24 protein-coding genes are annotated in these 21,031 nt (G+C 69.5%); 18 read left to right on the forward strand and 6 right to left on the reverse strand.

The features are described 5' to 3' along the window. Positions 1 to 33 precede the first annotated feature (33 nt). Together pdxT and U3653_RS23955 are read left to right on the forward strand one after the other, a co-directional pair. Positions 34 to 690 (forward strand): pyridoxal 5'-phosphate synthase glutaminase subunit PdxT, encoded by a 657-nt coding sequence (gene pdxT, locus U3653_RS23950; protein ID WP_195082270.1) that lies wholly within the window; start codon positions 34 to 36, stop codon positions 688 to 690. A gap of 118 nt (positions 691 to 808) precedes the next feature. After that, entirely contained in the window at positions 809 to 1,561 is a 753-nt protein-coding gene (locus U3653_RS23955; RefSeq protein WP_195082271.1) for a YebC/PmpR family DNA-binding transcriptional regulator, read from the forward strand. 153 nt (positions 1,562 to 1,714) lie between these two features. Here U3653_RS23955 and U3653_RS23960 read toward each other — a convergent pair whose 3' ends face one another. Both U3653_RS23960 and U3653_RS23965 read right to left on the reverse strand, forming a co-directional pair. Further along, positions 1,715 to 1,921 (reverse strand): DUF5988 family protein, encoded by a 207-nt coding sequence (locus U3653_RS23960; protein WP_195082272.1) that lies wholly within the window; start codon positions 1,919 to 1,921, stop codon positions 1,715 to 1,717. A 42-nt stretch (positions 1,922 to 1,963) separates the two neighbouring features. After that, positions 1,964 to 2,899: an NADP-dependent oxidoreductase gene (locus tag U3653_RS23965; protein WP_195082403.1), complete on the reverse strand. Its 936-nt coding sequence runs from the start codon at positions 2,897 to 2,899 to the stop codon at positions 1,964 to 1,966. Positions 2,900 to 2,996: 97 nt separating this feature from the next. Here U3653_RS23965 and U3653_RS23970 point away from each other — a divergent pair, with 97 nt between their 5' ends. Further along, positions 2,997 to 3,968, forward strand: coding sequence for a GlxA family transcriptional regulator (locus U3653_RS23970; protein WP_195082273.1), 972 nt, complete (start codon positions 2,997 to 2,999; stop codon positions 3,966 to 3,968). Between the two features lie 26 nt (positions 3,969 to 3,994). Here U3653_RS23970 and U3653_RS23975 read toward each other — a convergent pair whose 3' ends face one another. Continuing rightward, complete coding sequence (locus U3653_RS23975) at positions 3,995 to 4,204, reverse strand: hypothetical protein (protein ID WP_195082274.1); 210 nt, start codon at positions 4,202 to 4,204, stop codon at positions 3,995 to 3,997. Positions 4,205 to 4,353: 149 nt separating this feature from the next. On the opposite strand from U3653_RS23975, the gene U3653_RS23980 reads away from it, so the two are divergent. The 5 genes from U3653_RS23980 to ruvB all read left to right on the forward strand — a co-directional run bounded on the left by U3653_RS23980 (position 4,354) and on the right by ruvB (position 7,734). Further along, a complete protein-coding gene (locus tag U3653_RS23980) occupies positions 4,354 to 4,869 on the forward strand; it encodes an O-acetyl-ADP-ribose deacetylase (RefSeq protein WP_195082275.1) in 516 nt (171 codons plus the stop codon). A gap of 68 nt (positions 4,870 to 4,937) precedes the next feature. Further along, positions 4,938 to 5,390 carry an acyl-CoA thioesterase gene (locus U3653_RS23985; RefSeq protein WP_195082276.1) on the forward strand — a complete coding sequence of 151 codons (453 nt, stop codon included), beginning with the start codon at positions 4,938 to 4,940 and terminating at the stop codon, positions 5,388 to 5,390. 83 nt (positions 5,391 to 5,473) lie between these two features. Beyond that, positions 5,474 to 6,043, forward strand: a complete 570-nt coding sequence (gene ruvC, locus U3653_RS23990) for a crossover junction endodeoxyribonuclease RuvC (RefSeq protein ID WP_195082404.1) — start codon at positions 5,474 to 5,476, stop codon at positions 6,041 to 6,043. Continuing rightward, on the forward strand, positions 6,040 to 6,645 hold the full coding sequence (ruvA, locus tag U3653_RS23995) for a Holliday junction branch migration protein RuvA (protein ID WP_195082277.1): 606 nt from the start codon (positions 6,040 to 6,042) through the stop codon (positions 6,643 to 6,645). The genes ruvC and ruvA overlap by 4 nt, the downstream gene beginning before the upstream one ends. Positions 6,646 to 6,651: 6 nt before the next feature. Continuing rightward, on the forward strand, positions 6,652 to 7,734 hold the full coding sequence (gene ruvB, locus U3653_RS24000) for a Holliday junction branch migration DNA helicase RuvB (protein ID WP_195082278.1): 1,083 nt from the start codon (positions 6,652 to 6,654) through the stop codon (positions 7,732 to 7,734). Between the two features lie 28 nt (positions 7,735 to 7,762). Here the strand turns inward: ruvB and U3653_RS24005 are convergent, their stop codons facing one another. Together U3653_RS24005 and U3653_RS24010 are read right to left on the reverse strand one after the other, a co-directional pair. Next, positions 7,763 to 8,326, reverse strand: coding sequence for a DivIVA domain-containing protein (locus U3653_RS24005; RefSeq protein WP_195082279.1), 564 nt, complete (start codon positions 8,324 to 8,326; stop codon positions 7,763 to 7,765). A 151-nt stretch (positions 8,327 to 8,477) separates the two neighbouring features. Next, positions 8,478 to 9,143: a TetR/AcrR family transcriptional regulator gene (locus tag U3653_RS24010; protein ID WP_195082280.1), complete on the reverse strand. Its 666-nt coding sequence runs from the start codon at positions 9,141 to 9,143 to the stop codon at positions 8,478 to 8,480. Between the two features lie 36 nt (positions 9,144 to 9,179). Between U3653_RS24010 and U3653_RS24015 the strand changes: the two genes are divergently transcribed. The 8 genes from U3653_RS24015 to U3653_RS24050 all read left to right on the forward strand — a co-directional run bounded on the left by U3653_RS24015 (position 9,180) and on the right by U3653_RS24050 (position 18,490). Then, positions 9,180 to 10,670 carry a flavin-containing monooxygenase gene (locus U3653_RS24015; RefSeq protein WP_195082281.1) on the forward strand — a complete coding sequence of 497 codons (1,491 nt, stop codon included), beginning with the start codon at positions 9,180 to 9,182 and terminating at the stop codon, positions 10,668 to 10,670. A 167-nt stretch (positions 10,671 to 10,837) separates the two neighbouring features. After that, entirely contained in the window at positions 10,838 to 11,197 is a 360-nt protein-coding gene (gene yajC, locus U3653_RS24020; protein WP_195082282.1) for a preprotein translocase subunit YajC, read from the forward strand. Positions 11,198 to 11,317: 120 nt separating this feature from the next. Further along, positions 11,318 to 12,991, forward strand: a complete 1,674-nt coding sequence (secD, locus tag U3653_RS24025; RefSeq protein ID WP_195082283.1) for a protein translocase subunit SecD — start codon at positions 11,318 to 11,320, stop codon at positions 12,989 to 12,991. A 5-nt stretch (positions 12,992 to 12,996) separates the two neighbouring features. After that, positions 12,997 to 14,232: a protein translocase subunit SecF gene (gene secF, locus U3653_RS24030; protein ID WP_195082284.1), complete on the forward strand. Its 1,236-nt coding sequence runs from the start codon at positions 12,997 to 12,999 to the stop codon at positions 14,230 to 14,232. A gap of 18 nt (positions 14,233 to 14,250) precedes the next feature. Then, positions 14,251 to 15,972, forward strand: coding sequence for an ABC transporter substrate-binding protein (locus U3653_RS24035; RefSeq protein WP_195082285.1), 1,722 nt, complete (start codon positions 14,251 to 14,253; stop codon positions 15,970 to 15,972). 37 nt (positions 15,973 to 16,009) lie between these two features. Next, positions 16,010 to 16,582, forward strand: a complete 573-nt coding sequence (locus U3653_RS24040) for an adenine phosphoribosyltransferase (RefSeq protein ID WP_067811329.1) — start codon at positions 16,010 to 16,012, stop codon at positions 16,580 to 16,582. A gap of 49 nt (positions 16,583 to 16,631) precedes the next feature. Further along, entirely contained in the window at positions 16,632 to 16,739 is a 108-nt protein-coding gene (locus U3653_RS24045; protein ID WP_195082405.1) for a DUF4291 family protein, read from the forward strand. Between the two features lie 161 nt (positions 16,740 to 16,900). Then, entirely contained in the window at positions 16,901 to 18,490 is a 1,590-nt protein-coding gene (locus tag U3653_RS24050; protein ID WP_195082286.1) for an ABC-F family ATP-binding cassette domain-containing protein, read from the forward strand. Between the two features lie 7 nt (positions 18,491 to 18,497). On the opposite strand, the gene U3653_RS24055 is transcribed toward U3653_RS24050, so the two are convergent. Then, positions 18,498 to 18,770 carry an MmcQ/YjbR family DNA-binding protein gene (locus tag U3653_RS24055; protein WP_494338311.1) on the reverse strand — a complete coding sequence of 91 codons (273 nt, stop codon included), beginning with the start codon at positions 18,768 to 18,770 and terminating at the stop codon, positions 18,498 to 18,500. A gap of 30 nt (positions 18,771 to 18,800) precedes the next feature. Here U3653_RS24055 and U3653_RS24060 point away from each other — a divergent pair, with 30 nt between their 5' ends. Next, a complete protein-coding gene (locus U3653_RS24060) occupies positions 18,801 to 19,748 on the forward strand; it encodes a hypothetical protein (protein ID WP_195082406.1) in 948 nt (315 codons plus the stop codon). A 9-nt stretch (positions 19,749 to 19,757) separates the two neighbouring features. After that, complete coding sequence (locus U3653_RS24065) at positions 19,758 to 21,011, forward strand: adenylosuccinate synthetase (RefSeq protein ID WP_195082287.1); 1,254 nt, start codon at positions 19,758 to 19,760, stop codon at positions 21,009 to 21,011. The last annotated feature ends 20 nt before the right edge of the window (positions 21,012 to 21,031 follow it).

Raw genomic sequence — 21,031 nt, forward strand, 5'->3', positions numbered from 1 at the left:
GCCCACATCGGCAGGGCTCGTAAACTTTCCGGCGTGAACGCTACCTCGGTCGCCGCACCCGCCGCGGGCGCCGGACAGAAGCAGTCCCGTCCCACGATCGGCGTGCTCGCGTTGCAAGGCGACGTCCGGGAGCACGTCGCCGCACTCGCGCAATGCGGCGCCGAACCCGTGCTGGTCCGGCGGGAGGCGGAACTCGCGGCCGTGGACGCGCTCGTACTGCCCGGCGGCGAGTCGACCGCGATCAGCAAGCTGCTGCAGGTCTTCGAACTGCTGGAGCCGCTGCGCGCGCGCCTGCGCGACGGCATGCCCGCGTTCGGTTCCTGTGCGGGCATGATCCTGCTCGCCTCGGAGGTGCTCGACACCCGCCCGGACGCCGAGCATCTGTCCGGCATCGATATGACGGTGCGGCGCAACGCGTTCGGCCGTCAGGTCGACTCGTTCGAAACCGACCTGCCGTTCGCCGGGCTGACCGGAGGGCCGGTGCGCGCGGTGTTCATCCGCGCGCCCTGGGTCGAGCGGGCAGGCGCGGGCGTCGACGTGCTGGCCACCGTGCCGGACGGTCCCGCCGCGGGCCGGATTGTCGCGGTGCGGCAGGGCAACGTGCTGGCGACGTCGTTCCATCCCGAGGTCACCGGTGATCTGCGGGTGCACGACATGTTCGTGGAGATGGTCCGCTCGGCCGCCGCGTAGTCGGGGCCGCTCTGCACGGCCGCGGCGGCGGCCCGAGTAGGCTGGGGAAGTTGTCCGCCCGGCCGTGCCGGTACCGTACACACGACCAGACGTGCCACCGACCTGAAGGAAGTAGGGAATGAGCGGCCACTCCAAATGGGCCACCACCAAGCACAAGAAGGCTGCGATCGACGCGAAGCGCGGCAAGCTGTTCGCGAAGTTGATCAAGAACATCGAGGTGGCGGCCCGGACCGGTGGCGGTGACCCGGATGGCAACCCGACCTTGTACGACGCCATCCAGAAGGCGAAGAAGTCGTCGGTACCCAACGACAACATCGAGCGCGCCCGCAAGCGCGGCGGCGGCGAGGAAGCCGGCGGCGCCGACTGGCAGACGATCATGTACGAGGGTTACGGCCCCAACGGCGTCGCGGTGCTGATCGAATGCCTCACCGACAATCGCAACCGGGCCGCGGGCGAGGTCAGGGTCGCGATGACGCGCAACGGCGGCAATATGGCCGACCCGGGCTCGGTGGCCTACCTGTTCCATCGCAAGGGCATCGTCACCCTGGAGAAGAACGGCCTGTCCGAGGACGACGTGTTGCTGGCCGTGCTCGACGCGGGCGCCGAGGAGGTCAACGATCTCGGTGATTCGTTCGAAATCATCAGCGAGCCCGGCGATCTCATCGCGGTGCGCACCGCCCTGCAGAGCGCGGGCATCGACTACGACTCCGCCGAGTCCGGTTTCCAGCCGTCGGTGTCGGTCGCGGTGGACCTCGACGGCGCCCGCAAGGTGATCAAGCTCGTCGACGCCCTCGAAGACAGCGACGACGTGCAGAACGTCTACACCAACGTCGACATCCCGGACGACGTGCTCGCCCAACTCGAGGACTGAGCGATCCACCTCGCGCGGCATCCCCGCACCGCGGGATGAGGGTGCGCGAAATCGGGGCGGCCGGTCCATGCACGGGCCGCCCCGAGTAGTTCGGCGATCGCGCCGCCACCTTCCGGTCGGCGCTTCACCGCCGCCGGGAAGGTGGGGCCGGACTCACTCCGCGATCCTGGTGCGATCGCACCACTCGTACACGCGCAGCCGCCCTTCGGGCGTGTCCTGTTCCCGCTGGGTGACCTTGAAGTGCTCGTATCCGCCGCGGAACGGCACCTTCAATTCCACCCCCGGCGGGGTGATCGGGACGATGCGCGCGGGCAGATCTTGCGGCCCGCCTTCGAGGACTGCTTTTGCGCCTTTGCTCATCCTCGGATGGTAGAAGCGCGAACGCCCTGATCGTGGCACATTTCATGGGACAGTGAGTACCAATTTGCCGACGGTTCGCCCGGTGTCGCCCAGCGCGTGTGCCTCGGCGGCCGCCGACAGCGGGAACGACCGGGCGATCGTCGGGCGCAGCGCGCCGGATTCGACCAGTCCGGCGAGGGCGAGCATGCCGGAGTGATCGTGTTCCACCAGCATCCGGATCGCACGCACGCCCAGCGCCTCCGCCTCGGCGGCCAAGTCGACCGCGCCGAAGGCCCGCAGCGTCACCAGCAGCCCGCCGGGCCGCAGGGTGCGCAGCGACCGGATGCTGTTGTCGTCGTCGATCGAGTCGAGCACCACGTCGACGTCGCGCACGGCCTCGGCGACGTCGGTGTCGCGATAGTCGATCACCTCGTCGGCGCCGATGCCGCGCAGGAACGCGTGGTTCGGCGCGCTGGCGGTGCCGATGACGTACGCCCCGCGCGCTTTGGCGATCTGGACCGCGAAGTGGCCGACGCCGCCCGCCGCCGCGTGGATCAGGACGCGCTGTCCTGCGCCGAGCCCGGCGGTGTCGACCAGCGCCTGCCATGCGGTGAGCGCCGCGAGCGGGATCGCCGCGGCCTGGGTGTGGTCGAGCGTGCCCGGTTTGGGGGCGAAAGCACGCGCAGGACCGACGACGTATTCGGCGCAGGCGCCGTGGCCGTGCGGATACGGGAGCATGCCGAACACCTCGTCGCCCGGGCGGAAGAGGGTCACGCCGATGCCGGTGGCCGCGACCTCGCCGGAGACGTCCCAGCCGAGGACGAACGGCGGTTCGGGGAGGAAAAGTCCGGCGGTGGCGCGGTGGCGCCAATCGGTCGGGTTGAGTCCGGCGGCGCGGACCCGGACGAGGATCTGGCCGGGGCCCGCCACCGGCTGCGGCAGTTTCACTTCGGTGAGCACCTCGGGTCCGCCAAGGGTCTGCTGGCTGATCGCGCGCATGGTCGCGGTGCTGTCGATTTCGGTCACGGCTGTCAGCCTGCCGGGACCCGGCGGCGAAGAAAATGGCACGATTGCCATTCTTCGATATGATCGTGCCATGACTTCGACCGCGCCCCATCGGGTGGTGGTGCTGGCGTTGGAAGGGGTCTACCCCTTCGAACTGGGTATCCCGAATCGCGTGTTCGGCAGTGCCGCAGGTAGATACGAGGTGATCACCTGCACGGTGGACGGTCGTCCGGTGCGCAGCGCCGCCGACTTCGACATCGCGGTGGCCCACGACAGCCGCGCCTTGTGCGACGCCGACACCGTGGTGCTGCCCGCCTGCGACATCACGACGGCGGTCACCGGCACGCTGCCGCAGCCGGTGCTCGACGCGTTGGCGCGGATTCCGGAGCAGGCGAGGATCGTCGCGATCTGCACCGGCGCCTTCATCGCCGCGGCCGTGGGCCTGCTCGACGGGAGACCGGCCACCACGCATTGGAATCAGGCCGGTTTGTTCCGGCGCGCCTTTCCGCGGGTGCGTCTCGACCCGGACGTGCTCTATGTGGACGACGGCGACGTCCTCACCTCGGCCGGCGCGGCGGCGGGACTCGACCTGTGCCTGCATCTGGTGCGACGCGATCACGGCAGTGCCGTTGCGAACGCGGTCGCGCGCCGCTGCGTCGTACCGCCGTGGCGCGATGGCGGTCAAGCGCAGTACATCGAGCAACCCGTGCCGCCGCAGACCTCGGCCGGGACCGCCGCGGCCAGGCAGTGGGCACTGGAGAACCTCAGTCATCCGCTGACCGTCGACGAACTGGCCGTGCGCGCCCGGATGAGCAAGCGCACCTTCGCCCGGCGTTTCCGCGACGAGGTCGGCATGAGCCCGGGACGCTGGCTGATCCAGCAGCGCGTCTTCCGCGCCAGACATCTGCTGGAGACCACCGACTTGACCGTCGATCGCATCGCGGGCGAGGTCGGGTTCGCCACCGGGACCTCGTTGCGTCAACACCTGGCCGACGCGATCGGCGTGTCACCGCAGGTCTATCGGCGCACGTTCCGCACGCGAGCCGACCTGGCGGCGAACTGAACGCCGGTGCGCTCGCGGGCCGGCGTTCAGTCGGCGGCCGGCGCGGGCAGGCCCACGCGACCGGCCGGCCATGGCAGGGAACACGCGAATCCCTCGTCGGCCACGTACCACTCGGCCGCCGGCGCCGCCGCGACGCCGACCACGACGCAGAGCGGCAGCTGGATCAGCCACCATCGTCTCCCGCGCCGGGCGACGGCGACCAGCATGATCGGCGCGGCCAAGAGCGCGACGGTCACCGGCAGCCAGCCGTGCAGCAGGGAGATCCCGTGATGAAAGGTGTGCTGCTGGTTCGGCCCCCGGGCCTGCCGGGGAAACCTGCGGTGGCGCCGGAGACGTCGGCGCGGGGTCCTCGGCGTCGGCGTGGCGTGCGAGGCAGAATGCGACCATGGTCGAACTCATGCTGGTGCGCGGTGACATCACCGAACAGGAGGTCGACGCGGTGGTCAACGCGGCCAACTCGTCGCTGCTCGGCGGCGGGGGAGTCGACGGAGCGATCCACCGGCGCGGCGGCCCGGAGATCCTGGCGGAATGCCGGCGATTGCGGGCGTCGCACTACGGCAGGGGACTGCCCACCGGAGCGGCGGTGGCGACCACGGCGGGTCGGCTTCCCGCGCGGTGGGTGATCCACACCGTCGGGCCGGTGTGGTCGGACACCGAGGACCGCTCCGCGCTGCTGGCCTCCTGTTATCGCGAATCCCTTCGTGTCGCGGACGAATTGGGGGCGCGCACGGTCGCGTTCCCGGCGATCTCGACCGGAATCTTCGGCTGGCCGATGGACGACGGGGCGCGGATCGCCGTGGAAACCGTTCGCGCGACCGAGACGGAGGTCTCGCAGGTGCGGTTCGTCCTTTTCGACGAGCGGGCGCACGGTGCGTTCGCGCGGCAGGTCTCCAGGCTCTGACACCTCGGCTCCGGCGGCCGCGTCGCCGGTGGGCGAAACTTGTCGGTGCCCGCCGGCATAGTCGGCGCGTGTCGTTCAGTACCCGCATCGAAGTCCGGGTGTCCGATCTGGATTCCCAGTTGCACGTCACCGGCGCGGCCTATCACCAATACGCCGATCACGCGCGTTTCGCCTGTGTGCAGGCGGCGGGTGTGTCGGTCGAGGACCTGATCGCGTCCGGCCTCGGCCCGGTCAACCTCGAGACCGTGCTGCGTTTCCAGCGCGAACTACGCGGTGGCGACGTCGTGGACGTGTCGTGCGCCTGGCAGTGGGGGGAGGGCAAGACCTACCGGGTCGAGCACGTGCTGACCCGCGCCGACGGCGTGGTCGCCGCGACGGTGACCACCGTCAGCGGCTTGCTGGATCTGACGGCGCGGCGCATGGTGGCCGATCCCGCGCGGCACTGGGCGGCGCGCGCGAGCCGTCCGGAGTTGCTGGGATTGCCCGGCGCCGCGCGGGAGGCGACGGTCGTCGGCGCATAGCCCGGGCTGTGTCGCTGGAGGGTGAAAGGCGAAGCCTCCGCTAGACTCTCGAACAATTGTTCGTGTCTGCGAGAGGGGTTGTCGTGCGGGTGATGGGCGTCGACCCCGGACTCACCCGATGCGGCCTCAGCATCGTCGACGGCGGATCGGGGCGGAAGGTCACCGCCGTGGACGTCGGCGTGGTGCGCACGCCCGGCGATATGGAGCTGGCGCAGCGCCTGCTCGCGGTCGCCGACGCCGCCGAACGCTGGATGGACACCCACGAACCGGGGGCCGTCGCCATCGAACGCGTCTTCGCCCAGCACAATGTCCGTACCGCCATGGGCACCGCGCAGGCGGGCGGCGTGATCGCCCTGGCCGCGGCTCGGCGGGGGATCCCGGTCGCGTTCCACACACCCAGCGAGGTGAAGGCCGCGGTCACCGGCAACGGCGCCGCGGACAAGAAGCAGGTGACCGCCATGGTCACGCGCATCCTCGGCCTGGCGTCGGCGCCGAAACCTGCCGACGCGGCGGATGCGCTGGCGCTGGCGATCTGCCATTGTTGGCGGGCGCCGCTGCTGGAGCGGATGGCGGCGGCGGAGGCCAAGGCGGCCGCGGCGCAGCGCCGATACAAGGAGCGGCTGGCCGAACAACGGAAGGCGGTGCACGGGTGATCGCGTCGGTACGCGGTGAAGTGCTGGAAATCGCCCTCGACCACGCGGTGATCGAGGCGGCCGGCGTCGGCTACCGGCTCAACGCGACCCCGTCCACCCTGGCCGGGCTCACCCGGGGCGAGGAAACCCGGCTCTACACCGCGATGATCGTCCGCGAGGACTCGATGACCCTCTACGGTTTCGCCGACACCGAGGCCCGCGACCTGTTCGGCCTGTTGCAGACCGTGTCGGGCGTGGGACCCCGCCTGGCCATGGCGGTGCTGGCCGTGCTCGAGCCGGAGGCGCTGCGCAAAGCGCTGGCCGAGAGCAACGTGGCGGCGCTGACCCGGGTCCCCGGCATCGGCAAGCGCGGCGCCGAGCGCATGGTGGTGGAACTGCGCGACAAGGTGAATCTGGTTGCGGTACCGTCCGGTCCGCCCGGATCCGCACCTCCCACTGCCGTCACGCCCGTGCGCGAGCAGGTCACCGACGCGCTCGTCGGCCTCGGCTTCGCGGCCAGACAAGCCGAACAGGCGATCGACGCGGTGCTGGCCGAACAGCCCGCCGCCGACACCTCCGCCGCCCTCAGGGCCGCGCTCGGCCTGCTCGGCAAGAACCGGTAAGGCGTCATGGATCATTCAGAGGACCCCGGCGAGTCGCAGGTCAGCGCCAACTATCTGAAGTCCGACGGCGAGATCGAGGCGAGTCTGCGCCCGAAGTCGCTGGACGATTTCATCGGTCAGCCCCGCGTGCGCGAACAGCTCGCGCTGGTGTTGCGCGGCGCCAAACAGCGCGGCGGCACACCGGATCACGTCCTGCTGTCCGGCCCGCCGGGCCTGGGCAAGACCAGCATGGCGATGATCATCGCGGCCGAACTCGGCACCGCGCTGCGGATCACCTCGGGTCCGGCGCTGGAGCGAGCCGGCGACCTGGCCGCCATGCTCAGCAATCTGGTCGAGGGCGATGTGCTGTTCATCGACGAGATCCACCGGATGGCGCGGCCCGCCGAGGAAATGCTCTACCTGGCGATGGAGGACTTCCGGGTGGACGTGGTCGTCGGCAAGGGGCCGGGGGCCACCTCCATCCCCCTGGACATCGCACCGTTCACGCTGGTCGGAGCCACTACCAGGTCGGGAGCGCTGACCGGCCCGCTGCGCGACCGTTTCGGTTTCACCGGCCACATGGACTTCTACGAGCCCGGCGAGCTGCTGCGCATCCTGCAGCGCTCGGCGCACATCCTCGGCGTCGTCATCGAGGAGGAGGCGGCGGCCGAGATCGCGGGCCGCTCGCGCGGCACGCCCCGGATCGCCAACCGCCTGCTGCGCCGCGTCCGCGACTACGCGGAGGTGCGTGCCGACGGCCGGATCACTCGCCCCATCGCCCAGGCCGCGCTCGAGGTCTACGACGTGGACGTGCTCGGCCTCGACCGGCTCGACCGCGCGGTGCTCGGCGCGCTGGTCCGTGGTTTCGGCGGTGGTCCGGTCGGCGTGTCCACCTTGGCCGTGGCGGTCGGGGAGGAGGCCGCGACCGTGGAAGAGGTCTGCGAACCGTTCCTGGTGCGCGCCGGGATGGTCGCGCGCACACCGCGCGGCCGGGTCGCCACCGCCGCCGCGTGGGAGCACCTCGGTCTCGTCCCGCCGCCCGACCTGGTGTTCGGCTCCATCGAAGTGCGCGGCCGCGAGCCGCACCCCACGCTCGACCTCTTCGAATGATTCGCGCGGGGGTGGATCGCGGTCGCGGTCAGCGGCGATGGCGCAGAGCGGCGGCGACCAAATCGCGGAAGGCGTCGACTTCGTCGCGCTGATATCCGCGAGTGCCGCGCCGGGCCTCGGTGAATCGAACGGCCTCGACATCGGCGAGGGTGAGGCTGCCCGGCCCGCCGTGCGCGAGGGTCGCGGCGACCAGATCGAGGAACGCGCCGACCTCTTCCTCGTTGTATCCGCGCCTGCCCACCGGGGCCTGGCTGAATCGCATGCGCCGCACGTCGTCGAACGTGAGCATGGCCTGGCCGTCGCCGTTCGCGGCGGGCACCGGCCGGACACCGCGTTGCCGGAACTCCAGCTCGGCGCGCAGCTGGTCGAGATACTCGTCCACCTGATCGGCGCGGTAGCCGCGCTGGCCGAGCCGGGGCGCTTCGAAACGGACCTGGCGCAGATCGTCGGCGGCGAGATCGCCGTGTCCGGCCAGCGTCGCGGCGATGAGTTCGAGGAAGGCGTCCACCTCGTCCGCGTGGTAGCCGCGATGCCCGAGCGTCGGGGTCGCGAAGCGGGTGCTGCGCACGTCCTCCGGAGTCACGAGCGACATTCTGTCAGGCTCGCCGCCCCGGGCCGCTCGGAAGGAATACTTCGCGATTGCATGGCCTTTTGCGAACAAGGGCCGTCCCCCTGGCGAGAGCGTCGGATCAGTGCGCCTCACCCTAGCGCCGGTGGCGATGTCAGGGGGATTGCCGAGTTGCTCAGTCCTTGCGCACGCCGTCCACGAGCAGGCGGCGGATGGCCTGGTTCAGCCCGGCGATGGCGGCCTCGTCGGGTTCGCGCAGCGAGTAGACGATGCCCCCGATCAGCATGCCGGTCACCGCGCGCGCGGTGTTCAGCGTGTCCAGGTCGGCGCGCAGGTAGCCCTGCTCGACGCCGTGGTCGAGATAGCCCGCGGTGAGCGCGTCGGCGGTGTCGAGCAGTCCGTACAACCGCTGCGTGAGCTCGTCGTCGATGCCGGTGGCATGGAACAGCAGCAGCTGGGCCACCCGGCGATCGGCGAGCAGGATCTCGGTGAGGGCCACGCCGATGCGGTCGATCTGGGCGCGGTATTCATCGAGGGAGGCGGCGGCGTCCGGGGCGTTCTCGGTGCCGAGGGCGGCGATGATGCGCGCGGCCAGATCGTCGATGACGTGGTCGATGATGTCGCGCTTGTTGCTGAAGTAGCGGTAGAAGGTGCCGTGGCCGATGCCGAGCTGTGCCGCGATGTCGGCGATGCCGGTGGCGTGATAGCCCTTCTCCGCGAAACAGACGAACGCGGTGTCGATGATCTCCTGGCGCAGTTCGGCTTTGCGTCGCTCGGCACGCGTGGATGGCTTCGTCACCTCCCCGATGATACAGTCATCACAAACGGAATGATGTGTCATTCCGTGATATGTGGTTCAGATAGCAGGAGGTTCGGTGTGGCGCCTCAATACGACGCGGTCGTAGTCGGTGCGGGGTTCGGGGGCATGGGAGCTGGCATTCAGCTCGATCGGCTCGGCCTGAGCAATTACGTCATCCTGGAACGGGAGGACGATCTCGGCGGCACCTGGCACGTCAATCACTATCCCGGTCTGGCGGTCGACATCGCCTCGGTGACCTACTCCTACTCGTTCGAACCGAATCCGCACTGGTCACGGCTGTTCGCGCCGGGCGAGGAGCTGAAGAAGTACGCCGCGCACGTCGCCGACAAATACGGCCTGCGCCGCCGCATGCGCTTCGGCACCGTCGTCGACGGCGCGCGCTGGGACGAAGAGCAGCAGCACTGGGCGGTCTCGATCGCGGGCGGCGAAACCGTCACCGGCCGGTACCTGCTCACGGCGACCGGATTCCTGTCCCAGCCCTACACCCCGCCGTTCCCCGGCATCGACTCGTTCGCGGGCAAGATCATCCACACCACCGCGTGGGAGGACGACTTCGACCTCACCGGCCGCAAGGCCGCGATCATCGGCACCGGCGCCACCGCCGTGCAACTGGTTCCCGAGGTGGCCAAGAAGGCGCGGGCGCTCACGGTCTTCCAGCGCACCCCGATCTGGGTGGTCCCGAAGATCGACACCGCGATTCCCGCGCCGGTGCGCAAGCTGTTCGAGCGGGTTCCCGCCACGCAGAAGGCCGCGCGACTGGTCAACACCAGCCTGCTGGAGGCGCTGATGGTGGTGGGGGTGCTGCACTTCAAGCAGGCCCGGCTGCTGAACAAGGGGGCGGGCGCGCTGGCCAAGGCGCACCTGCGGGCGTCGGTGCGCGACAAGCAGACGCGCAGGCAGCTGACACCGCACTACGACTTCGGGTGCAAGCGGCCGACCTTCTCCAACCACTACTTCACCACGTTCAACCAGCCGCACGTGCGCCTGGAGACGAACTCGATCGATCACATCGAGCCGGACGGCATCGTCACCGCCGACGGGCACAAGACCGAGATCGACACCCTGATCCTGGCCACCGGCTTCAATCTGTGGGACGTGAACTTCCCGGCCATCGAGATTATCGGCCGGGACGGGGTGGATCTCGGAAAGTTCTGGCGCGACAACCGGTTCCAAGCCTATGAGGGCATCACGGTGCCGAAGTTCCCCAACTTCCTCAGTCTCAACAGCCCGTACTCCTACAGCGGCCTGTCCTACTTCACCACCATCGAAGCCCAGATGAAGCACATGGGCAGGTTATTCGGCGAGTTGCGCCGTAGGGGCGAGACCACCTTCGAGGTCACCGAGCAGGCCAACGCGGCGTTCCTGGACCGGGTCACCGACAAGCTGGGCTCGTCGGTGTTCTACGGCGGCGACTGCGCCACCGCGCGCAGCTACTACTTCAACCAGCACGGCGAGGCCGCCCTGCTGCGGCCGACCAGCACGCTGAACGCGCATCGCGAAGCGGTGAGCTTCCCGCTGGAGGACTACGTCTACGGCAAGACCGCCTGAGGCCGTCGCGCGGCTCGCCCGAGGAGCGTGTCCGGCGGGCGAGCCGTTGTGCGATGAGGGAGTTGTGGCTGCCCAGCGGCGTGCGGGTGTGGCGCCCGCGCGGCGAACTGGCAGACTGTGGGGGTACTTGCCCATCCCACCCACGAAACTAGGGACTGACTTCGACGATGGAACTGCTGTTTCCGCTGCTACTGGTAGCCCTGCTCGTGCCGATGTTCCTCGGTGTCCGCCGTCAGAAGCGGGAAGCCGAGAAGGTCGCCCAGATGCAGGACAGCCTGAAGATCGGCGATCAGGTCGTCACCACGTCGGGTCTGTACGGCACCGTGGTCGAACTCGACGACACCACGGTCGACCTCGAGATCGCCGAGGACGTGGTCACCACGTGGCTGCGCCAGGCCATCCGTGAGGTGCGCATCGACGATCAGGTGAGCACCGAGGAGACCGGCTCGGAGACCACCGGCTCGGACACCACCGACGCCGTCGAGGAATCCGCCGAGCAGACCGAGACCCGCCTGACCAAGGACTGATCGCCGCGGTTGTGCCCCGGCTCGCCGGATGTCGCCGCGGCCGTCCGTCCGCGCACCCGGCGTCGCTGGTGCACGTCCGCATGTTCCATCCTCGACTTCCCGCCTAGGAGATGACGTACTGTGCCACCTTCCCAGGGATCGGCGCACCCGCTGCGGCTGCTCGGTGTCTATGCCGCGCTGCTGGCCGTGATCTATGCGCTGGTGTTCTTCACCGGTGACAAGTCCCCGACGCCCAAGCTCGGTATCGACCTGCAGGGCGGTACGCGCGTCACGCTGTCCGCGCGCACGCCCGACGGCAGCAAGCCGAGCCAGGACAGCCTGAAGAAGGCGCAGGACATCATCGAGAACCGGGTCAACGGCCTCGGTGTCGGTGGCTCCGAGGTCGTCATCGACGGCGACAACATCGTGATCACCGTGCCCGGCGACGACGGGCAGCAGGCGCGCGCGCTGGCGACCACCGCCAAGCTCTACATCCGACCGGTGCTGCAGGCCGTGCCCGCGGCGGGACGCGGCGCGACCCCGCAGACGGCGCCTGGCACCGAGCCCGCGCCCGCCGCGCAGCCGTCGGCGCCGGAGACGACGCAGCCCGCCGCGCCGGAGACGACCCAGCCCGCTCCGCAGCAGCGCGTGTTCCCCGCGCAGCAGCCGACGCAGCCGCCCGCCGCTCCCGGCCTGGAGCCGACCGAAGAGGCGAGCAAGGAGATCCAGGCGGCCAAAGCGGTGCGACAGAGCACCGACCCGTCCGTGCAGCAGGCCGCGCTGGCCGCCTTGGACTGCACCAAGGCCGATCCGCTCGCCGGCAACGACGACCCGGCCCTGCCGCTGGTGACCTGCTCGACCGACGGCAACGAGGTGTTCCTGTTGGACAAGAGCCGCATCGACGGCCAGGAGATCAAGGACGCCAGCTCGGGCCTGAACCAGCAGCAGGCCAGGCACGAGGTCTACTTGGACTTCAAGTCCGGCGGCAGCGACGCATGGGCGTCGCTGACCGGCGAGTACGTCTACAAGCGCGTCGCGTTCGTGCTCGACTCGAAGGTGGTCAGCGCCCCCGTCGTGCAGCAGGGCCCGCAGCAGGGCGGCCGCACCCAGATCTCCGGCAACTTCACCGCTACCTCGGCGAAGGAACTGGCGAACACGCTGAAGTACGGCTCGCTGCCGCTGTCGTTCCAGACCTCGGAAGCCGAGACCGTGTCCGCGACGCTCGGCCTGTCCTCGCTGAAGGCGGGCCTGCTCGCCGGAGCGGTCGGCTTGCTGGTGGTGCTGCTGTACTGCCTCACCTACTACCGGATGCTCGGTTTCGTCACCGGCTTGTCGCTGGTGGCCTCGGGATTCGCGGTGTACGGCATCATGGTGCTGCTCGGACGCTGGATCGGATTCACTCTCGACCTCGCCGGTATCGCGGGTCTGATCATCGGTATCGGCATGACCGCCGACTCCTTCGTGGTGTTCTTCGAACGCATCAAGGACGAGATGCGCGAGGGGCGCAGCTTCCGCTCCGCCGCTCCGCGCGGCTGGCAGCGCGCCCGCAGGACCATCCTGTCCGGCAACGCCGTCAGCTTCATCGCCGCGGCCGTGCTCTACATCCTGGCGGTCGGCCAGGTGAAGGGCTTCGCGTTCACCCTCGGCCTCACCACCATCCTCGACGTGGTCGTGGTGTTCCTGGTCACCTCGCCGCTGGTGCTGCTGGCCTCGCGGACGGCGTTCTGGTCCAAGCCCTCGGTGAACGGCCTCGGCGCGATCCAGCAGATCGCCCGCGAGCGGAAGGCGGCCGAGGCCGCACTCGGGAAGGCGTGAGGACGATGACCAACAGCCACACCACCCCCTCGCTGGACAAGACGAGCGCCACCGAGATCACCGACGTGTTCGCCGCGGTCGGCGAGCCGCAGACGCCCAAGCACGGCTTCTTCAACCGCCTCTACACCGGCACCGGCGCGATCGACGTGATCGGCAAGCGCCGGATGTGGTACCTGATCACCGCCGTGATCGTGCTGGTCTCGCTGGGCAGCATCCTCTTCCGCAGCTTCAACTTCGGCATCGATTTCGAGGGCGGTTCGCGCATCCAGTTCCCGGCGGGGAACGCGACCACCAGCGCGGTGGAGGACGTCTACCGCGGTGCGATCGGCACCGATCCGGTCTCGGTGCAGACCGTCGGCACCGGCGGTTCGGCCACCATGCTCATCCGTTCCGAGGCGCTGGACCAGAGGCAGGTCGAGGCGCTCAACAGCGCGCTGTTCACCACGTTCCAGCCCAAGGACAAGTCCGGCAATCCCAGCCGGGCCGCGATCAGCACCTCGGACGTCAGCGAGACCTGGGGCAGCCAGATCACGCGCAAGGCGGTCATCGCGCTGGCCGTGTTCCTCGTGCTCGTCGCGGTCTACATCGCGGTCCGCTTCGAGACGCACATGGCGATCGCGGCGCTGGCGGCGCTGTTCTTCGACGTCACCGTCACCGCGGGTGTGTATTCGCTGGTCGGGTTCGAGGTCACTCCGGCGACCGTGATCGGCATCCTGACCATTCTCGGCTTCTCGCTCTACGACTCGGTCGTCGTGTTCGACAAGGTCGAGGAGAACACCCACGGTATTCTGCACCTGACTCGGCGCACCTACGGCGAACAGGCCAACCTCGCGGTGAACCAGACGCTCATGCGCTCGATCAACACCGCTTTGATCGGCATCCTGCCGATCGTCGGGCTGATGGTGGTCGCGGTGTGGATGCTGGGCGTCGGCACCCTGAAGGACCTGGCGCTGGTGCAGTTGGTCGGTCTGCTGGTCGGCACGTACTCCTCGATCTTCTTCGCGACTCCGCTACTGGTGTCGATCAAGGAGCGCTGGGGGCCCGTGGCGGCGCACACGAAGAAGGTCATGGCCAAGCGGGCGGGCGCGGCCAGCGCCCGTGCGGGCGTCGCGGCCGAGCGCCGGGCGAGCATGGCAACGGGTCGAGAGCACGAACCGGCGCAGCGCAAGCAGCGCGCGGCCGGGCAGACGCCGCGTCCCGGCGCGCGCCCGAGCGGGAAACGGCACAAGAGGCGGAACTGACACCAGGCAAGGGGTTTCATGCGACAGCCACGCAGTGCGGTACGACTGATCGGAGCGCTCGCTGCGGGGACGGTGGCCGCCGGGCTGATGGTCGGCTGCTCCAGCAAGAATCAGGTGCCCTCCATCGGTTACGCGACCGATGCCACCATCGCCACCTATAACGGGGCCAGCACGCTGGGGGCGAGTTCCGGGTCCTCCGCGGTGTTCGCCCGGGTGCTGACCGGCTTCTTCTACACCGGTCCGGACGGCCAGCAGGTCGCCGACACCGACTTCGGGACCGCCAAGGAGGTGCCGGGCGAGTCGCAGACCATCCAGTACCGCCTCAATCCCGACGGCGTGTACTCCGATGGTGTGCCGACCTCCTGCGACGACTTGGTGCTGGCGTGGGCCGCCCGCAGCGGCCGGTACACCAAGCCGGGTGACCGGGGGCCCGTTCCGCTCTTCGACGCCGCGAGCACCAGCGGCTACGACGCCATCGAACGGGTCGACTGCCAGCCCGGCTCGCGGGACGCCACGGTCGTGTTCCGGCCCGGCAGGCGGTATCTGCCCTGGCGCAACCTGTTCGCCGCCGGTGAGTTGATGCCCGCGCATGTCGCGGCTCGCGTGGCGAACGTGCCCAACGTGGTGTCGGCCTTGCAGACCGGCGATCCGAACGCGCTGGGCCGGATCGCGGAGTTCTGGAACACCGGCTGGACCATCCCGGCCGACGGACGGCTGGACCTGTCGCGGTTCCCTTCGTCGGGGCCCTACCGCATCGAATCCTTCGGCAGCGAGGACGGTTTGGTGCTGGTGGCCAACGAGCGCTGGTGGGGCAACAAACCGGCGACCGGGCGAATCGTGGTGTGGCCGAAGAACGTGGACGTGAAGAAGAAGGTCGGCGAGAACGCCGTCGGTGTGCTCGACATCGGCGCGCACTCGGTGAAAGACCTGGATCTGAACGGCTTCTCGGTGCAGACCCTGCCCGGCCGCGGCGCCGAGCAACTGACGCTGTCCACCGGGGGAGTGTTCGCCTCCGTCGAGGCGCGCCGGGCGTTCGCGCTGTGCCTGCCGCGCCAGACGCTGTTCGACAAGCTCGGCAAGGTGCCGGACGCACCGAAGACCGGGCTGGGCTCCGGGCCGCTGAATGCGCACGTGGTGCAACAGGACGCCCTGCTCTACCCGGCGGTCATCGGCGCGTCGAACAACTACTCCGGCGGCGACGTGGCCAACGCGACCAGAGCCGTCGCCGCCTCGGGTGCGCCGAACCCCACCGTCCGGATCGGCTACCTGGGTCCGGACGACCGGCGCGCGCAGACCGTCGCCATGATCGCCGAAGCGTGCAAACCGGCGGGCATCACCGTGGTGGACGCCGCAGCGCCCGATTTCACGCCCACCCGGCTCACCGAGGGCAAGGTCGACGCCGTCCTCGGCAGCACCGCGTCGGCGCCCGGGCCGGCGGGCTCCCTGGCGGGAGTGGCCGCGGCCAGCGCGTTGCGCACCGGAAACGGTCTCAATTTCGGACGGTACGGCAGCGGCCGTTACGATGCGATCACCGATCAGCTCGGGGCCGACGACAGCGCGGCCGCACAGCTGAATCTGCTCACCGAGGCCGAGAACCTGCTGTGGGCGGAGCTGCCGAGCATTCCGTTGTTCGCCACCCCGCGCACGATCGCCTTCGGCAAGGGGCTGCGCAACGGGATCGCCGCCCCCAACCAGGCCGGAACGGGCTGGAACATGGACCGGTGGGTGCTCGAGCGGTGACAGACGGTGTGGGTGATGTGACCATGGAGAGGTGTCGATGAGCAAGCACGCGGCGATCGAGTCCGAGGATGTAGCCGCCGAACGGACCACAAGAGCCGCCGAGATGGTCGACCGCTTGACCCGTTGGCACGACGACTTCCCCACGCCCGGTGTGCGTTTCGCGGATCTCACCCCGGTGTTCGCCGACGCCGAGGGCTTCCGCGCCGTGGTCGACTGCCTGGCCGCGTGCGCACCCGACGCCGATCTGGTGGCCGGCGTCGATGCTCGTGGCTTCCTGCTCGGGGCCGGTGTCGCCGCCTCCCTCGGCACCGGCGTGCTCGCCGTCCGCAAGGCGGGCAAGCTGCCGCCGCCGGTGATCAGCCGGGAATACAGCCTCGAATACGGCACCGCCGCGCTGGAGATTCCCGCGGACGGCATCGATCTGGCCGGCCGTCGCGTGCTTCTGCTGGACGACGTCCTCGCCACCGGCGGCACGCTCGCCGCGGCGGCGGAGCTGTTCAAGCAGTCCGGCGCCGAGGTGGCCGCCGCCGCGGTGGTGCTGGAACTCGGCTTCCTCGGCGGACGCGCCCGGCAGGGCGACTACCCGCTGACCTCGATCGTTCAGCTCTGAGCCGCTACCGGCGGCGCGCGAGAGCCCGCCGCCGGAACTCGCGCAACGACTGACGTGGACCAAGCCCTCGTTCTCGTGGATGAGGTGTCGCTGCGGCTGGACGAGTGAGCCCGGCCGGGAACTGGGCCTGGCGGTGGCGATCGGCGCGTCGTTCTGACGAAGTGTGATCCGAATTGCACTGGCGCATCGGTCGGAGTTGTCGTTAACCTGTACAGGTCTTGTTCCCGTTGATCGGAGTTCTGCCGTTGCTCATGTGAGGTAGCCACCGTGCGGCCCGCATTCGCGCGCCGTGTCTCGTCGCAACCTCTGGGAGCTGGCATGACCAATCTGTCTTTTTCCGATCTCACTTTCGGCTGGCCGGACGGCACCCCCGTTTTCGAGGGGCTCGACGCCGTTCTCGGCCCCGGCCACATCGGCCTGGTCGGCGGCAACGGTGCGGGCAAATCCACCTTGCTGCGGTTGATCGCGGGGGAGCTGAAGCCTGCTCGCGGGTCGGTCACCGTCGCCGGGCAGCTCGGGTATCTGCGCCAGGATCTCGGTCTGGGCGCGGGGCAGCGCGTCGACGCGGTGCTCGGCATCGCCGAGGTGCGAAAAGCGTTGCACCGCATCGAGTCCGGTTCGGGAAGCGGTGCCGACTTCGACCTGGTCGGCAACCAGTGGGATGTCGAGGAGCGGGCGCTGGCGTTGCTGGCGCGGCTCGGCCTGCACTACGTCGCCGACTCGGTGGCGCATCTCGATCGCACGCTCGACACGCTTTCCGGCGGCGAGACGGTGCTGCTCGGACTGGTCGCCGAGCTGCTCGCCGAGCCGGACGTGCTGCTGCTGGACGAACCGACGAACAATCTGGATCGGGTGGCTCGGGCACGGCTCTACGAGGTGATCGGCCAGTTCTCCGGCACGGTGCTCACGGTCAGCCACGACCGCGAGCTCCTGGAGCGGATGGCGGCCATCGCGGAGCTGCGCCACGGCGAACTCCGTTTGTTCGGTGGCAATTTCAGCGAGTACGAGCGGATCGTCGCCGCCGAGCAGGAGGCTGCCCGCGCCGCGATCCGGGACGCGCGCAGCGATGTCCGCAAGCAGGCCCGCGAACTCGTCGAAGCGCGCATCAAACTCGACCGCAGGCAGCGGTACGGGCAGAAGATGTGGGACCAGAAGCGGGAGCCGAAAATCGTGATGGCCGAACGCAAACGGCAGGCGCAGGTGTCCGCGGGCAAGCTGCGCAACAACCACATCGAGAAGCTGGATTCCGCCAAGGAACAGCTCGAGCAGGCGAAGGAGCTGTTGCGCGACGATCGGGAGATCCGGGTCGAGCTGCCCGATACACGGCTGTACCCCGGTCAGGACGTCATCGAACTGGACGGAGTCGAGCTGGCGTGCGGGCCGACGGTGACGCTGCGGGTGTCCGGCCCGGAACGGATCGCGTTGACCGGCCGCAACGGCGTCGGCAAGACGACGCTGCTGCGGCGTATCGCCGAGGAGGGGCCGAAAGTGCCGTGGCGGATGCTGCCGCAGCGGCTGGACGTGTTCGACGAGGGGCGGTCGGTGTTCGAGAACGTCGCCGCCACCGCGCCGCACGCGTCGGCGGAGCGGATCCGGGCGCAGCTGGCCCGCTTCCTGTTCCGTGGCGCGGACGCCGATGTCGCGGCGGCGGCGTTGTCCGGCGGTGAACGGTTGCGCGCGGCGCTGGCGATGCTGCTGCTGGCCGACCCTGCGCCGCGCCTGCTGTTGCTGGACGAGCCGACCAACAACCTCGACCTGCCCAGCCTGGAGCATCTGACCCAGGCGCTGGCCGGTTTCGAAGGGGCGCTGATCGTGGTCAGTCACGATGCGCGGTTCCTCGACGACATCGGGGTGACCCGGCGCCTCGAGCTCACCGCGGAGGGATTGTCGGAGACCCTGCTGACCTGACCCGCCGTCAGTCCAGCAGTGCCGAGAGCCGCTTCGGGGCGACGAGCCGGTAACCGTCCCGGACGATCTCGGCGACCTCGGCCCAGTCCGGTTCCACATCCAGGCGCACGCCGATCCAGCCCCGGTGCCCGACGCAGGGCGGCACGAAGAACCGGGCGGGCTCGGCGGCGACCAGTTCGGCTTGCACGCCGAAGGCGGCCGGGCACCAGACCGTGGTGCCCGGCTCCCGGTGCCGGTCCTCCGGGCTCGCGACTCTTGACCGGCTAAGTTTTGGTCGAATAGACTAAAACAAAGAGAGGACGTGATCGTAATGGGATACGGACACTGGGACGACTCCGCCTACCGCGCGGCCAAGACCTTCCGCGCCGCTCGTGGCATCGATGACTTCGGCTACACCGCCGAGATGCGGGCCGAGCCGCACGCGAACTGGCGGGTGCACCCGATGCTGGACCCGCTCGGGATCGGCGTGCGCGAATGCCGGGATTCCGCCGACCACGCCAACTCGCTGCCGATCGCGGTGCTGTTCGACGTCACCGGATCGATGGGCCGGGTGCCGCGGATCATGCAGGACAAGCTGGGCACCCTGCACGGTCTGCTGCGGCGCAAGGGCTACGCGGACGATCCGCAAATCCTGTTCGGCGCGATCGGTGACGCGGACACCGATCGCGTGCCACTGCAGGTGGGGCAGTTCGAATCCGACAACCGGATGGACGAGCAGTTGCGGGCCGTCTTCCTGGAGGGCGGTGGCGGTGGGCAGAAGTCCGAAAGCTACGAACTGGCCGCCTATTTCCTCGCGACGCACATCGCGACCGACGCATGGGAGAAGCGGCGCAAGAAGGGTTACCTCTTCCTGATCGGCGACGAACTGAACAAGCCGCGGCTGGCCTCCCGGCACATTCGCGCGATCATCGGCGACGGTGTGCGCCAAGACATCTCGGTCGAATCCGTCTACCGTGAGCTCGCCGAACGCTGGCACGTGCACTACATCCTGCCCAACCAGTCGAGCTACTTCCACGACCCGGAGATCGCCGAGCACTGGCGCGGGCTGCTCGGCCAGAACTTCCTGCGTTTGGACGATCCCGCCGCGGTATGCGAACTCATCGCGCTGACCATCGGATTGGCGGAGGGGCGCGTCGACTTGGCCGGTGGACTGGCGGATCTGCGCGATGTCGGTTCCGCGGCCGAAGCAGCGTCGGTCGGCAAAGCGCTGGACGCCGACGACCGGCGGCCACGAGCCTTGCCGCGTGGGCGCGGCTGAAGGTGTGTGATGTTCGGTGCGCACATCATCGTCGTGGATCTCGGTTTCGGGGACGCGGGCAAAGGAGCGACGGTCGACTGGCTGTGCGCACCGGAGTCGGGATTCGAGGTCTCCGCCGTGGTCCGGTTCAACGGCGGGGCGCAGGCGGCCCACAACGTGATCGCCGAAGGACGCCATCACACGTTCGCGCAGTTCGGCTCGGGGACGTTCGCGGGCGTGCCGACGCTGCTGTCGCGGCACATGCTCGTCGAGCCGATCGCGCTGGCCGCCGAGGCGCGCGGGCTGGCCGCGCTGGGCGTCCACGACCCGCTGTCTTTGCTGCGGATCGACGGGCGAGCCCTGCTCACCACGCCGATCCACATCGCCGCCAACCGTGCTCGCGAGGACGCGCGGGGTTCCGCGCGGCACGGTTCGTGCGGGCGGGGGATCGGCGAGACCGCGGGCTACGCCCTCGCGCACGCGGCTCCCATCGTGGCGGATTGCCTGCGTCCGATGGTGCTGCGGCGCAAACTGCGCACGCTGGCGGCACATTACGGGCCGCTCGTCGCCCCGAGCGAACATCGCTTCGAACCGATCGACGACCTGGTCGAGATGTACCAGGAGTTCGCCGCGGCGGTGCGGATCGTCGGCGCCGACCAGCTGGCGCGGTTCGCGCGCCGGGGCACGGTGGTGTTCGAAGGCGCGCAAGGCGTCCTGCTGGACGAATGGCGCGGGTTCCATCCGCACACCACCTGGTCCACCGTCGAGCCACGCAACGCGCGCGCGATGCTCGCCGAGATCGGCGCGTCCGGCTACGTGCTCGGCGTGACCCGCACCTACCAGACCCGCCACGGCGCAGGCCCGTTCCCCACGGAGGATCCCGGCCTCGACGTGCCCGAGCCGCACAATACGTCCGGGCGTTACCAAGGCGAATTCCGTCTCGGGCATCTGGACACGGTGTTGCTGCGTTACGCGATCGAGGTCTCCGGCGGTATCGACGGACTCGCCGTCAATCACCTCGACGTGCCCGGGCGACGCTACGCCGCAACCGGTTACGCCGTGGACGGCGGCAGGTTGGATACGCTGCCCATCGGCCGGTGGCAGGACCTGGAGCACCAGCGCGAACTGACCCGGATGGTGACGCGCGCCGAGCCCGTGCTCGCCGAACTGCCCGACGACCCGGTGCCGTGGCTGGCCCGGACGCTCGGCGTGCCGGTCGTCCTCACCGCCGACGGCCCCGGTCGCCGTCACCGCACGCAGACGGCGTATCGCGCGGCGGCGTGAATCGTCCACGGCGGCACACC

Source organism: Nocardia implantans, assembly GCF_035544775.1.
Taxonomy (GTDB): Bacteria; Actinomycetota; Actinomycetes; order Mycobacteriales; family Mycobacteriaceae; genus Nocardia; species Nocardia implantans.